11 protein-coding genes are annotated in these 13318 nt (G+C 49.0%); 8 read left to right on the plus strand and 3 right to left on the minus strand.

The annotated features are described in order from the left end of the window. Nucleotides 1-17 precede the first annotated feature (17 nt). From GZ78_RS12495 to GZ78_RS12510, 4 genes are all read left to right on the plus strand, one after another. Nucleotides 18-704, plus strand: coding sequence for a tetratricopeptide repeat protein (locus GZ78_RS12495; protein ID WP_201772706.1), 687 nt, complete (start codon nucleotides 18-20; stop codon nucleotides 702-704). Nucleotide 705: 1 nt separating this feature from the next. Continuing rightward, nucleotides 706-1398: a response regulator gene (locus GZ78_RS12500; RefSeq protein ID WP_034835923.1), complete on the plus strand. Its 693-nt coding sequence runs from the start codon at nucleotides 706-708 to the stop codon at nucleotides 1396-1398. After that, nucleotides 1399-2823, plus strand: a complete 1425-nt coding sequence (locus GZ78_RS12505) for an ATP-binding protein (protein ID WP_081869817.1) — start codon at nucleotides 1399-1401, stop codon at nucleotides 2821-2823. It begins immediately after the preceding gene. Between the two features lie 192 nt (nucleotides 2824-3015). Further along, a complete protein-coding gene (locus GZ78_RS12510; RefSeq protein ID WP_034835925.1) occupies nucleotides 3016-4008 on the plus strand; it encodes a Gfo/Idh/MocA family protein in 993 nt (330 codons plus the stop codon). Nucleotides 4009-4058: 50 nt separating this feature from the next. Here GZ78_RS12510 and GZ78_RS12515 read toward each other — a convergent pair whose 3' ends face one another. Further along, complete coding sequence (locus GZ78_RS12515; protein WP_034835928.1) at nucleotides 4059-5447, minus strand: glycoside hydrolase family 1 protein; 1389 nt, start codon at nucleotides 5445-5447, stop codon at nucleotides 4059-4061. A 238-nt stretch (nucleotides 5448-5685) separates the two neighbouring features. Between GZ78_RS12515 and GZ78_RS12520 the strand changes: the two genes are divergently transcribed. From GZ78_RS12520 to GZ78_RS27445, 4 genes are all read left to right on the plus strand, one after another. Then, nucleotides 5686-5979 carry a PTS fructose transporter subunit IIB gene (locus tag GZ78_RS12520; RefSeq protein ID WP_034835931.1) on the plus strand — a complete coding sequence of 98 codons (294 nt, stop codon included), beginning with the start codon at nucleotides 5686-5688 and terminating at the stop codon, nucleotides 5977-5979. Between the two features lie 267 nt (nucleotides 5980-6246). Continuing rightward, on the plus strand, nucleotides 6247-8700 hold the full coding sequence (locus tag GZ78_RS12525) for a heavy metal translocating P-type ATPase (protein WP_081869818.1): 2454 nt from the start codon (nucleotides 6247-6249) through the stop codon (nucleotides 8698-8700). Nucleotides 8701-8703: 3 nt separating this feature from the next. After that, nucleotides 8704-9111 carry a Cu(I)-responsive transcriptional regulator gene (cueR, locus tag GZ78_RS12530; RefSeq protein ID WP_034835934.1) on the plus strand — a complete coding sequence of 136 codons (408 nt, stop codon included), beginning with the start codon at nucleotides 8704-8706 and terminating at the stop codon, nucleotides 9109-9111. A 120-nt stretch (nucleotides 9112-9231) separates the two neighbouring features. Continuing rightward, complete coding sequence (locus GZ78_RS27445; RefSeq protein WP_051786112.1) at nucleotides 9232-9660, plus strand: peroxidase family protein; 429 nt, start codon at nucleotides 9232-9234, stop codon at nucleotides 9658-9660. A gap of 47 nt (nucleotides 9661-9707) precedes the next feature. Here the strand turns inward: GZ78_RS27445 and GZ78_RS12540 are convergent, their stop codons facing one another. Next, nucleotides 9708-10157 carry a DUF411 domain-containing protein gene (locus GZ78_RS12540; RefSeq protein WP_034835935.1) on the minus strand — a complete coding sequence of 150 codons (450 nt, stop codon included), beginning with the start codon at nucleotides 10155-10157 and terminating at the stop codon, nucleotides 9708-9710. A gap of 31 nt (nucleotides 10158-10188) precedes the next feature. Further along, nucleotides 10189-13317: an efflux RND transporter permease subunit gene (locus GZ78_RS12545; protein ID WP_034835937.1), complete on the minus strand. Its 3129-nt coding sequence runs from the start codon at nucleotides 13315-13317 to the stop codon at nucleotides 10189-10191. Nucleotide 13318: the final 1 nt, after the last annotated feature.

The following is a 13318-nucleotide window of genomic DNA, read 5'->3' on the forward strand; positions in this document are numbered from 1 at the left end:
GTTACAAGGCACCGACTATGAAAGCATTGAACCGCCTCCCTGCATGGATGCCCTCTGCCGGAAAATATCTGACCGTTTTCCTTTGCACAGGCTTCTTCAATTCAGCATTCGCCTCCCAGAACCTTCTGTCTATACAACGGGAATGGGCACAAATTGAATACGGCCAGCTTGACGACGATGGTAAAATTAAGGCTCTGGAAAAACTTGAGAATGAGGCAACCGGGCTGGTTGAAGCGAGTTCAGACTCAGAAAAGGCCGGTTTTCTGATCTGGCGCGGTATTATTCGCTCTACTGAGGCAGGTATAGACGGAGGAATAGGGGCTCTGTCACTGGTGAAAGACGCACGGAGTGATCTTCAAACTTCCCTGAAGATTGATAACACAGCTCTGCAAGGGTCAGCTCTAACAAGCCTCGGCGCCCTGTACTATCAAGTACCCGGATGGCCACTGGCTTTTGGTGATGACAACAAGGCCAGAACCTATCTGGAGCAGGCTGTGAAGGTGAACCCTAATGGCATTGACAGCAACTATTTCTATGGTGACTTTCTGGCCAGTCAGGGTGAGAATCACAAAGCCATCGACGTACTGAAAACTGCACTGAAAGCGCCTGCCCGTCCTGATCGCCCTTTGGCTGATAGAGGACGCCGTCAGGAGATCCAGAAGTTGATCGAAAAGTTGATCGAAAAGTTGGAGCCCTCTCTTTAAGATGAAAGTTCTACTGGTTGAAGACGACCTTCTTCTGGCTGACGGAGTCCAGGTGGCTTTGTCACGCAAGGGGTATGCCGTTGATCATGTGACCCGGGGGAAAGATGCTCTGTCTCTGGTTTCCAGTGAGGATTCCTGCCCGGATCTGATTATTCTGGACCTGGGATTACCCGATATGGATGGACTGGATCTGCTACCCAAAATTCATCAGAAAAGTGCTGCAGATAACTTTGTGCCAGTCTTAATACTCAGTGCAAGAGATGCCCTGCCTGACAAAGTCGCAGGGCTTGATAGCGGCGGCGACGATTACCTGACTAAACCTTTTGAAGTGGCTGAACTGCTGGCTCGATTAAGAGTTCTGGAGCGCCGTGCGGGCAATAGAACACAGACCAGTCAAAGTGCTACGATTGCGCTTGGGCCAGTTTCCCTGAACACCTCAAATCATCGCATGCGCCTGAATAGCGGTGAAGAAATAGAACTTCCCCGTCGTGAGTTTTCTATTCTCAGAATTCTTATGGAAAACCCTGGGCGTATCTATTCACGAGAGCAGCTGAACAGCAAGCTCTACAACTGGGAAAACGATGTTGCCAGTAATGCTGTTGATGTCCATCTTCATAACCTCAGAAAAAAAACCGGTGCTGACTTTATCCGAACCATCCGAGGTGTAGGCTGGCTTGTTGAGAAGCATCCCTGAATGAAAATCAAATCTCTTCGACGCTTTTTGTTCACCTGGCTACTAGGCACAGTAGCGATTGCAGGGTGCTTTGCTACCACCTGGGGCTATCTCGCCAGCCGACATGAAGTAGAAGAGCTATTTGATGCCCAGATGGCCCAATACGCCCGAATTTTGGATCAGCTAACAGCCCCTGCAATAAAGGAAGGAACAGCAAGCGTAGTGCCTTTTTTTGATGATCCGGACAACTGGTCAGGCAGTGTAGCCGGACGTATGGGTCATAAATACGAAGCCAAACTGTTTTTTCAGATCATGGATGATGACCTTCAACTGATTGCTCGTTCTAAAAGTGCCCCCGACCTTTACCTCAGAGATCCTGAACCCGGCTTCTATAATGTCGAAGCGAATGGCTATCTCTGGCGACTCTTCACTCTATATAGTGATGCTGACCATCACTGGATAATTGTGGCTCAAAGAGACGATATTCGCAGTGAACTGGGTGGCGTCATTGCGCTACAGAGCATACTTCCCTTTCTCTTTACTCTGCCGGTTTTATTTCTGCTGGTCGGTTGGCTGGTCAATAGAGGCCTGAAGCCGGTTAAACAGCTGAGCTTCGAACTTGAACTAAGAGAAGCCAATGACCTTACAGCCATTGATCTGAAGGATATTCCCAAAGAACTGATACCATTAACTCACTCAGTTAATAGTCTGCTGAGCCGATTGTCGTCTGCATTCTTGCGTGAGCGACGCTTTACAGCAGACGCCGCTCATGAATTGCGAACCCCTCTGGCCGGACTTGGCATTCACCTTGAAAACGCCAAGTCGGGTAATAGAGATGAATGCCATCAGGCCCTGATTCAGGCAAAATCAGGCCATCAACGTATGGTTCATCTGGTTGAGCAACTTCTGCTGTTAGCAAGAACCACACCTGACAGCTACACAACTCGCTTTCAACCCATTGATCTCCATAAACTCTGTCAGACTGTTATTGGCGACACTATTCATTTGGCTCTTAGCAAACATCAGACCGTCTCACTCACCGAAGGGCCAAAAGAGATCATCTGGGGAGACCGGCAGGGTCTTGAAATTATGTTGAATAACCTGGTTCGCAACGCCATTCTCTACACACCTGACGAAGGTATTGTAGAGCTGGGTATCAGCCGATTCCACGAAAAGGTTCTATTGTTCGTTGCTGATTCTGGCCCCGGCATACCAGAAGAACAAAAAGAAAGGGTTTTTGACCGCTTCTATCGAGGCGGAGGAGATCGACATAGCTCCAGTACAGTCGGTGCAGGTATTGGCCTTTCAATCGTTAACCACATCGTCCAGCTTCATAATGCAGCTATTTATCTAGATAAATCAGCTCATGGCGGACTCAAAGCAACCGTGACATTTTCTAGAATGTCCTCTCAAAGCTCTGATCTGGCAAGCACCCTTAGTCGATGACCTTTAGATGACAAGTCAGCACTACTATGAAACCTCGATATATACCCAATGGCGGATTTGATAGCACTGAGTTACAGCCCAAAAGACAATTTATCCGCCATGGTCATTCCAGTACACTCCCTGATGGAAGCCATAAAAGCACAGTAACCCTCTACCCACCTCTGCCGCTTCCACGCAACGGAGAAAGAAGTAATGATTCGTTTTGCCGTCATAGGAACCAACTGGATCAGTCACGCCTTCTGCAGGGCAGCTCACGAAACGGGAAGACTCCTGCTCCAGGCTGTTTATTCTCGCCAACTGGACACTGCTCAATCTTTTGCTGCAGAGTACGGTGTCAGCCAATGCTATGACGATCTGGAAGCCATGGCCGGGAATAAGGACATTGATGCGGTGTATATTGCCAGCCCCAATGCCTTCCACGCCTCTCAAGCCCAGCTATTTTTGAAGTATGGTAAGCACGTCATTATTGAAAAGCCGATTGCTTCCAACGTGACCGAAGTCAATCAGCTGATAAATCTCGCTAAAGAGAACAATGTCGTTTTGTTTGAAGCGATGAAAACCCGTTACCTACCCAATATGGACGTATGCAAAGCGACCCTGCCAAAACTGGGTAAATTACGCAAAGCCTACTTCTCATACTGTCAGTATTCGTCACGCTATCAGCGATATCTTGACGGAGAAAACCCCAATACTTTTAATCCCGCTTTCTCTAATGGCTCGCTTATGGATATTGGCATTTATCCATTAAGCGCTGCCGTGGAACTGTTTGGAGCCCCAAATAGCTTTACAGCCAATGGCAATCTTCTGGAATCGGGTGTGGATGCAGAAGGTTCTCTGACGCTTCACTATCAGGATTTCGAGGTATTGATTGCTCACTCCAAAGTCAGCGACGGTCACATTCCCAGTGAAATTCAGGGTGAACAGGGCACTTTGCTGATCGACTTTATTTCTGAATGCAAGGGAGTCACCCTGATGGAGCGAGGCCACCCGGTGAAAGATTTAACCCGAATGCCCATAGCGAAAGAAAGCCAGGCAGAAAATACCATGGAGTATGAAGCCGCTGCTTTTGCCGAATTGATTGAAAATAAAGAAATTGATCATCCAGGACTGGCAAAAACCCTTGAGGTTAGCCGGATCATTACAGAAGCCCGTAAAACTCTGGGCGTTATTTTCCCTGCTGACTGATAGCAAAAACCCCGGAAATCCGGGGTTTTCTTGACTCAGAAGTGCCTGTTTCAGAAACCGTTTTGTTGAGCAACATCCCTGAACCAGAGACCGCTCTTTTTAATGGTTCGCTCCTGAGTTTCCAAATCCAGACTGACAAAACCATAACGGTTTTTATAAGCATTCAGCCAGGACCAGCAATCGATGAAGGTCCAAAGGTGGTAGCCACGAACTCTGGAGCCTTCTTCTGACGCTTTGTGAATCCACTTCAGGTGATCACTGATAAAGTCGATGCGATAGTCGTCCTGTATCTGACCATCGACTTCAAACCGCTTCTCACCTTCAACACCCATACCATTTTCTGAGATATAAACTTCGATGTTATCGTAGTTATCTCTCAGATCAAGCAATGTGTCGTATATCCCTTTCTCGTAGATTTCCCAGCCACGGTGCTCATTCATCTTGCGACCGGGCATTTCATAAAAGTCGTAGAAATTTTCGGGAACAAACGGGGCATCTGCAGCGGGAGCGACATCTCTGGATTTAACTCGACGAGGCTGATAGTAGTTAAAGCCCAGAACATCAATGGTATTAGCAGCAATGATCTCAAGATCAGCCTTATCATAGGCTGGCAGCTGATCATGCTCTTTCAGCAGCTCCACCAGCTCACGAGGGTAGGCTCCCTTGGTGACCGGATCAAGGAACGCACGAGTGCAGAACAAATCAGCCATGTGGGCCGCTTTCTGATCTTCAGGCGAGTCACTGCGAGCATAGGTCGGAGATAGGTTCAGGATAATACCGATCTTTCCGTCCAGTCCGGCTTTGCGATAACGCTCAATCGCGCAGGCATTGGCCAGAATGGAGTGGTAAGCCACCTGAGCAGCTCTTTTGAAGTCAACGACGCAGGGCCAGTGATAGACATTCAGGTAACCTGCTTCCACAGGCACTATGGGTTCGTTCTGGGTAAACCAGTAATTCACCTTGTGACCAAACAGTTCAAAACACTTCTCAGCGTATTCAGCAAAAGCCTCTACCGTTTCCCGGGATTCCCAGCCACCTTTTTCCACCAGCGGAACAGGTAAGTCAAAGTGGAACAGATTGATGACAGGCTCGATACCCTGCTTGATCAATTCATCAATCATGTTGTTGTAGAAAGCCACTGCTTCCGGATTCACCTCACCCGTTCCGGCAGGAATCAAGCGAGACCATGAGATAGAGGTACGGAACGAGTTATGACCCAGTTCTTTCATCAGAGCAATATCGTTCTTGTAATTCTTGTAGAAGGTAGAGGCTTCGCAGGAGCCTACCTGATTGTGGAATTTCCCGGGCTCTTTTTCATGCCAGAAATCCCAAACGTTGGGCCCACGACCGCCTTCACGGGAAGCGCCTTCACACTGGGTTGCAGAGGTCGCGCTGCCCCACCAGAAATTCTCGGGAAACAGGTGTTCAGGTGTGCTCATAGGAAACTGCTTTCTATCAACAAGGGGATAATGGTGCCCACCTTAATGGATCAGGCCATCACCATAAATTGACTTGCATCAGCTTTGTGCATGGATGGTTACAAATGTCCGCTAAATGTCGTTTTTCTTCGATTCCGATAACAAATTCGGACACTTATAGTCAGTGGCAAGCCTTAAAAATATTGAATCCGGAGACTGCCTGCTGACCTGGCAGATCCTGCGAAACAGGAACACACACATGAACATTGTCGCAGTGACCGCTTGTACCACGGGTATCGCCCACACCTACATGGCTGCAGAAAAACTGGCGGAATTCGCCCAGAGCCAGGGCCATGAGATCAAAGTAGAAACCCAGGGAGCACTGGGCATAGAAAACGAGATCACTGCAGAAGATATTGCAGCAGCAGACCTGGCAGTTCTGGCCATTGATGTGGAAATTCAGGGCATTGAACGTTTTGAATCCTTGAAGACCATTAAAGTGGCAGTGGGTGAAGCGATCAAAGACCCTGAAAGCATTATCGCACAGGCTTGATACCGCGCTCTGTTTCAGCTTCTGGACGCGACGGAAGCTGAAGCCCCCTTCCCTTACGACCCCCTCTTGAATTCTCTCTAATAGACCCTCTCTTTCCCTCACCAGAATCGGCTAAACCCTGCTCTCTTTTGGAAAACAATGACCTCGATTTAGCGTGTTATAAGAAACATCTATGGCCTCTTTTCCCTATCAACCTTTACCTTCCAGTTAGGGTAAGGGTTATTCTGTGTACTGTTCCCCTTGAAATTGATGTCCGGGAGTAGAACTATGAACGCTTTACAGATTCAGCTGGCACTGTCCGGAGTCAACTGTGCCGGTTGTGTAGGCAAAATTGAAAAGGCTCTGAAAGGCGTGACTGGCGTGCATGAAGCCAGTGTGAACTTTGCAGATAAAACGGCCATGGTCGAAGGCAATGCTGACTCTGCCTCTCTGGTTTCAGCAGTGGAAACCGCCGGATTCGGTGCTGAAGTGATACCGTCCGATTCAGAACGACAATTCTCTATACCTTCTATTCACTGTGCATCGTGCGTCAGTAAAATCGAATCCGCTCTATTGAAAGTTCCTGGCGTTGAGAGTGCATCAGTCAATCTGGCAGACAAAACCTGCTCTGTTCAAGGACAACCGGAAGCAGGTGCTATTCTGCAGGCTTTGGAAAATGCCGGTTATCCGGGTACTGAACTCACACCAGAAAGCGATATCCAGGAAAAGCAGGAACAGGAAGATAAAAAACAGTATCACCACCTGTTAAAACATACGGCTATTGCTCTGGGCCTGGGTATTCCCCTTATGATCTGGGGTGTTGTCACCGGTGAAATGAGTGTCAACACACCCTTTCAACAAATAGCCTGGGGAGGTGTTGGCCTTGCCACCCTGCTTATTCTGGTGTTCTCCGGTAAACATTACTTTACCGGCATGTGGAAAGCTCTGAAGCATGGCAACACCAATATGGATACCCTGATTGCCATAGGCACGGGGATCGCCTGGCTTTATTCTATGGTAGTCGTGCTATTCCCCCACCTTCTGCCATTTGCCGCTCGCCATGTCTACTTTGAAGCCAGCGCCATGATCATCGGTCTTATCAACCTTGGCCATGCTCTGGAATTAAGAGCCAAGGGAAAAACCAGTAAAGCTATCAAGCGGCTGCTGGGGCTGCAGGTAAAAACAGCCAGAGTCGTACGTGACGGACAAGAGATTGATATCCCCACTCACCAGGTTTTGAAAGGTGATATCGTCAGAGTCAGGCCTGGTGAAAAAATCGCGGTCGATGGTGTTGTCACTGAAGGTAGCAGCCTGGTCGATGAATCCATGCTCACAGGTGAACCACTGGCCGTGAAAAAAATGCCAGAGGAAGAGGTTTCTGCCGGTACTTTGAACAAAAATGGCAGTTTGCTGTTCAGGGCTGAAAAGGTCGGCAGCGAAACCGCTCTGGCCCACATCATTGCCCTGGTGAAAAAAGCCCAGAGTTCAAAGATGCCTATTGCCCGCATGGCCGATCAGATCTCATCTGTTTTCGTACCTGTTGTGCTTGTCATCGCTATTCTGGCCGCCAGTATCTGGTTTTTTTTCGGACCTGCGCCAGCACTGGCTCATGCTCTGGTAGTAGCCACAACCGTCCTGATTATTGCCTGTCCCTGTGCCTTGGGTCTGGCCACTCCCATGTCAGTCATGGCAGGGGTCGGCAAGGCAGCTGAACTGGGTATGCTGATCCGCAAGGGTGATTCTTTGCAGCAGGCCAGTAAGCTGACCACTATTGTTCTGGATAAAACAGGCACTATTACTGAAGGCGTTCCCAAAGTGACCGAACTGATCAGTACTACTGCTGACACTGAGGAAGAAAGGAACCGGATTCTGCAGATAGCTGCCAGTATTGAAAGTGCATCGGAGCATCCATTGGCAGACGCTATTGTCGACTCTGCAAAACAACAGTCGTTGTCACTTTCACCCGTATCCGATTTCCATGCGGTCACAGGACAGGGTGTCACCGGGAGTGTTGCAGAAAAGTCTGTGATGCTGGGTAATGAAAAGCTGATGGCTGCCAGTAATATTGATGTTTCTTCTCTGGCATCCACTTCAGAGTCACTGGCCAATCAGGGTAAAACCCCCATGTATCTGGCTGTGGATAATCAATTGGCTGGACTGATAGCGGTTGCCGATCCTGTGAGGAAAGACTCTAAAGCAGCCATTGATAGGCTGCATAAACTGGGCATCAAAGTCATGATGCTGACCGGTGATAATAAGCTGACAGCTGCCGCTGTCGCCCAACAGGTTGGGATTGATGATTTCCAGGCTGAAGTCATGCCTGAAGATAAAGAAAGCTATGTCAGACAGTTGCAGGAACATGGGCTTAAAGTTGGCATGACAGGTGATGGTATTAACGATGCCCCGGCTCTGGCTCGTGCAGACGTTGGGTTTGCCATTGGTTCAGGTACTGATGTAGCTATTGAATCAGCAGATATCACTTTGATTCGCTCTTCACTTCACGGTCTGGCCGATGCCGTCGAACTGTCCAGAACGACCCTGAGAAATATCAAACAGAACCTGTTTGGTGCCTTGGTCTACAACTCCCTGGGTATTCCTATTGCTGCCGGTATACTGTACCCACTGACCGGAATACTCCTTAACCCTGTGGTAGCAGGGGCTGCCATGGCACTGTCATCGGTTACTGTAGTCAGCAACGCCAATCGCCTGAGGCTGTTCAAGCCCACTGCCAGGGAGGCCTGAATCATGAACATTTCCAAAGCGGCACAGGCTACCGGACTGACAGCGAAAACGATTCGTTATTATGAGAGTCTGAAATTGATCTCCCCCGCCCATCGTCTGGAGAATGGTTATCGGGATTATAATGAATCACACCTACGAGAATTGTCTTTTATAAGCCACGCCAGAGAGCTGGGGTTTACTCTGAAAGAGTGCTCGGACTTACTCGGCCTCTACAACGACAATGGTCGTAAAAGTGCCGATGTAAAATCATTGGCTCTGAAAAAAATTGCTGATGTGGAAGATAAAATCAGTCAACTGCAGGTTATTCGTGAAAGTCTGCAAAAACTCACAGAATGTTGCCATGGAGATGATATGCCGGACTGCCCTATCATCGACCGGCTGGCTAAAGGAAAAGACTCTACTTCTGCATAAGCTCTGTTTGAAATGCGAACGGCATGGGGAATAGCGCTTAGTCTCACTATTCCCCCTCCGTTAATATGCGATAGACACCAATAATGGCGGTGTAGATGCAGTTATTCTTGGTCTGGTGGTTTGGCAGAAACTCCCAGAGGGAACTCTCTGGTGGGTCCTCTCTTTCATACCCTCATAAAGGACCAGTTCCTGTTACTGAGAGATGGCGATCGCCTCTGGTTTGAGAATATGGATGGAACCACCAACCCTGATCACCTGACCAGCGACGAACTGGAAGATGTCAGAAGCACTACTTTGAAAACACTGATTGTAAGAAACACGGGTATTTCATCTTCCCTCATTCCTGATAATGCCTTCTATGTTGCCAGCTTTCAGCCAGCAAACTTGAAGCCAGGCGTCAACAACGCACTCAACAACCTCGCCGAAACCGAAGCTCGTGGAGACGTGCTGGTCACAACAGCTTACGACCAATTGATGTGGGCTATAGCGCGCAGAGACTCTCTGGTCAGTAGACAGAGAGCCAAGGTTGATAAACAAAGATTGAGATAGCCCTGGGGCAAAGAAGCTCAGGGATGAGCTTCTTCAGATTACAGTGATCAATAGGAAGCAAACACACTGGTTTTACCATTAGCATTGAAGCTAATGACTTTATAGGCATCTTTGCGGTCACCGTAGTCCATACCCGGCGAGCCCATCGGCATGCCTGGAACCGTCAGTCCATTAACGCCCTCAGGCTTTTCACTCAGCATACGCTTAATGTCCGCCGCCGGAACATGACCTTCAACGGCATAATCACCAATGAAGGCTGTATGACAAGACTCCATACCTTGTGGAACCCCCGCCTTGGCACGATACATGGCAGTACTGGGCACATCATGCAACATCACCTTAAAGCCATTTTTTTCCATATGCTTTGCCCACTCTGTGCAGCAGCCACAGGCAGGGGTTTTGTAGAGCATGACGGTGGGCAGAGACTCCTCAGCCTTGGCCAGCATGGACGACATCAGAACAGCAGTTCCCAGGAACAGGGCATTCAGCTTTTTCATTGTTTTATTCTCCTTTTCAAATTTTGGCTATTTATTGTGCAACAGTTTCAATCGGTGTCTGCTTTCGGCTATGCCAGAGGAAATAGATGGCAGGAACCAGCACCAGGGTTACGGCCAGTGAACTGACAATACCGCCAATCATGGGTCCGGCAATACGTTGCATGACTTCAGAGCCGGTTCCGTCATTCGTCATGACCGGGATAAGGCCAAATAGAATCGTGGTTACAGTCATCATGATGGGTCTCAATCTCAGCACAGCTCCCTCTTGTACGGCCTGCTTTATGGACTGAGTTGATATCACAACACCCGATTGCCGCAACTCAGCCAGAGACTGATTGAGATAAACCAACATCATGATGGCGTTGCCTACCGTGACACCTGCCAAGGCTATAAAACCAACGCCTACAGCAACAGAAAGGTTGTATCCCTGAAGATACATCAGCCAAATACCGCCTATCAGAGCAAAAGGCAGGGTACTGAGTATGGTCACCACTTCAAAAGCACTTCTGAAGGTCAGGAATAACATCACCGTTATGAAAAGCAACGTGACTGGAATAATGACACTCAGTCGTTCATTGGCTCTTTCCAGATACTTGTATTGGCCCGTCCATTCCAAAGCATACCCTGCAGGCAATTCCAGATTCTCAGCGACCAGAGCCTTGGCTTCTTCAACATAAGACCCCAGATCCTTTCCTGCGATATCGACAAAAACCAGCCCGGAAGGCCTTGCATTGACTGACTGAATAGACCCTGGCCCTTTCTCAATGTAAATATCAGATACATCACCCAGTGCAATGGTCTGGCCAGATGGTGTGACGACTGGCAGTACCTTAAGCTTTTCAATTGAGTTGCGGTAATGCTGGGGATATCGAATATTGACCGGATAACGTTCCAGACCTTCTACTGCCTGAGTCACATCCATACCGCCGATGGCCGCAGAAGTAACTGACTGAATAGCATTGATACTCAGACCATATCGAGCGGCTTTGGTACGATCAATGTCGACCCGGATATAACGCCCGCCTGCCACACGATCTGCATAAACAGACAATGTCCCATCCACAGGGGTTAACAGCTTCTCCAACTGTTTACCAATGTCTTCTATTGTGTCCAGATCAGGTCCCGTCACCTGAATACCCACAGGGGTTTTAATCCCTGTCGATAACATGTCGATTCGAGTCCTGATGGGCATGACCCAGGCATTGCTGACACCAGGGAGTTTCACACGCTCTTCAAGCTCAGCCTTCAGCTGATCGGGTGTCATGCCTTCACGCCATTCACTTCTGGGTTTGAGCTGGACAACGGTTTCGATCATAGTGAGAGGAGCAGGGTCTGTAGCAGTATCGGCACGTCCAACCTTGCCAAAGACTGTTTTCACTTCCGGTACTGTTTTGATCAGCTTGTCTGTCTGCTGCAGAAGCTCTCTGGCCTTGCCCACCGATATCCCCGCATAAGTGGTGGGCATATACATCAGGTCACCCTCGTCTAAAAGCGGCATAAACTCGCTCCCCAGTTTTGAAGCCGGAAGAAAGCCTACCACCATCAGAACACAGGCTGCAGCAATCAGGGACTTGGGGTACTTCAGGGAAAAGTTGACGACAGGTCGATAAACGGACATCAACCCCTTGTTCACCGGGTTACGGTCCTCAGATACAACATTTCCCCTGATCAGATAGCCGATCAGAACCGGAACCAGGGTGATGGTCAATCCGGCCGCCACCACCATGGCATATGACTTGGTAAAAGCGAGAGGAGAGAACATCCGCCCTTCCTGAGCCTGCAGACTGAAAACGGGCATAAAGCTGACTGCTTCAATCAACAGTGAGAAAAACAACGGAGGCCCCACCTCAAGAGACGATTGCCGTACAACCTGCCAACGGTTAGCTGCCGTAACTTTTACTCTCTGCATATGTTTGTGGAAATTTTCGATCATGACGATAGAGCCATCCACCATCGAGCCTATAGCTACTGCAATCCCCCCCAGAGACATGATGTTAGCATTCAATCCCTGAACATACATGATCACAAAAGCCCCCAGAATTCCCAGCGGCAGACTGATCACGATGACCAGGGAAGAGCGGAAATGCAGAAGGAAAAGGGCACAAATGGCCATCACTATGATCAGCTGAATGATCAGCGTACTGCTCAAGGTCTTGACCGATGAATTCACCAGGATCGAACGATCATAAGTAGTGACAATTTCGACGCCTTCCGGCAAGCCACTGGCTAATTCATTTAACCTGGCTTTTACCCCTTCGACCACTTCCCGGGCATTCTCGCCATGACGCATGACGATAATACCTCCGACCGCTTCTCCCTCGCCATTCAGTTCTGAAATCCCCCTTCGCATCTGGGGTCCCATCCGAACTTCGGCAACATCTCCGACCAGTAAAGGGGTTCCTTTTGCGTTTATTTTCAAGGGCAGTTGTCTGATATCGTCCAGAGTGCTCAGGTAACCATTCACCCGCACAATGTATTCCGCTTCAGCCATCTCAACGACAGAGGCTCCGGATTCACTATTTCCTTCTTTCAGGGCTGTCGCCAACTCCTGGAGAGAAATACCATAGGCTCTCAGCTTGTCTGGATCAGCAACCACCTGATACTGCCGAACCATACCTCCTTCTGTAGCCACCTCGCTGACCCCGGGTACGGATTGCAGCTGAAACTTGAGATACCCGTTCTGAATACTGGTCAGCTGAGCCAGATCATGCTTGCCGCTTCGATCCACCAAAGCATAATTAAACACCCAGCCGACACCTGTCGCATCAGGACCCAGAGCAGTCTTTGCAGAATCCGGAAGACTGGACTGAACCTGATTCAGATACTCAAGCACCCGGGAGCGAGCCCAATACAAGTCAGTGCCATCTTCAAACAGGATGTAGACATAGGAGGTACCAAATATGGAAGCGCCTCTGACATCTACAGCACCAGGTACAGCCATCATGGCGGTAGTCAGCGGATAGGTCACCTGATCTTCTACAACCTGTGGCGCCTGACCGGGGTAATCGGTCTTGATAATAACCTGAACATCCGAGAGATCAGGCAAGGCATCTACAGGTGTTTTCTTAGTAATCCAGACACCGGCAAACAGCAGGGCCAGCGCAGCCAGTAACACCAGGAAACGATTTCCCAGTGACCAGCGAATTATCGCAGTGATCATG

The organism is Endozoicomonas numazuensis (genome assembly GCF_000722635.1).
Taxonomy (GTDB): Bacteria; Pseudomonadota; Gammaproteobacteria; order Pseudomonadales; family Endozoicomonadaceae; genus Endozoicomonas_A; species Endozoicomonas_A numazuensis.

Bases quoted from the DNA above. Each gene is read 5' to 3' on its own strand.
- GZ78_RS12495 (WP_201772706.1), top strand. From the start codon at position 18: ATGAAAGCATTGAACCGCCTCCCTGCATGGATGCCCTCTGCCGGAAAA.
- GZ78_RS12500 (WP_034835923.1), top strand. From the start codon at position 706: ATGAAAGTTCTACTGGTTGAAGACGACCTTCTTCTGGCTGACGGAGTC.
- GZ78_RS12505 (WP_081869817.1), top strand. From the start codon at position 1,399: ATGAAAATCAAATCTCTTCGACGCTTTTTGTTCACCTGGCTACTAGGC.
- GZ78_RS12510 (WP_034835925.1), top strand. From the start codon at position 3,016: ATGATTCGTTTTGCCGTCATAGGAACCAACTGGATCAGTCACGCCTTC.
- GZ78_RS12515 (WP_034835928.1), bottom strand. From the start codon at position 5,447: ATGAGCACACCTGAACACCTGTTTCCCGAGAATTTCTGGTGGGGCAGC.
- GZ78_RS12520 (WP_034835931.1), top strand. From the start codon at position 5,686: ATGAACATTGTCGCAGTGACCGCTTGTACCACGGGTATCGCCCACACC.
- GZ78_RS12525 (WP_081869818.1), top strand. From the start codon at position 6,247: ATGAACGCTTTACAGATTCAGCTGGCACTGTCCGGAGTCAACTGTGCC.
- cueR (WP_034835934.1), top strand. From the start codon at position 8,704: ATGAACATTTCCAAAGCGGCACAGGCTACCGGACTGACAGCGAAAACG.
- GZ78_RS12540 (WP_034835935.1), bottom strand. From the start codon at position 10,157: ATGAAAAAGCTGAATGCCCTGTTCCTGGGAACTGCTGTTCTGATGTCG.
- GZ78_RS12545 (WP_034835937.1), bottom strand. From the start codon at position 13,317: ATGATCACTGCGATAATTCGCTGGTCACTGGGAAATCGTTTCCTGGTG.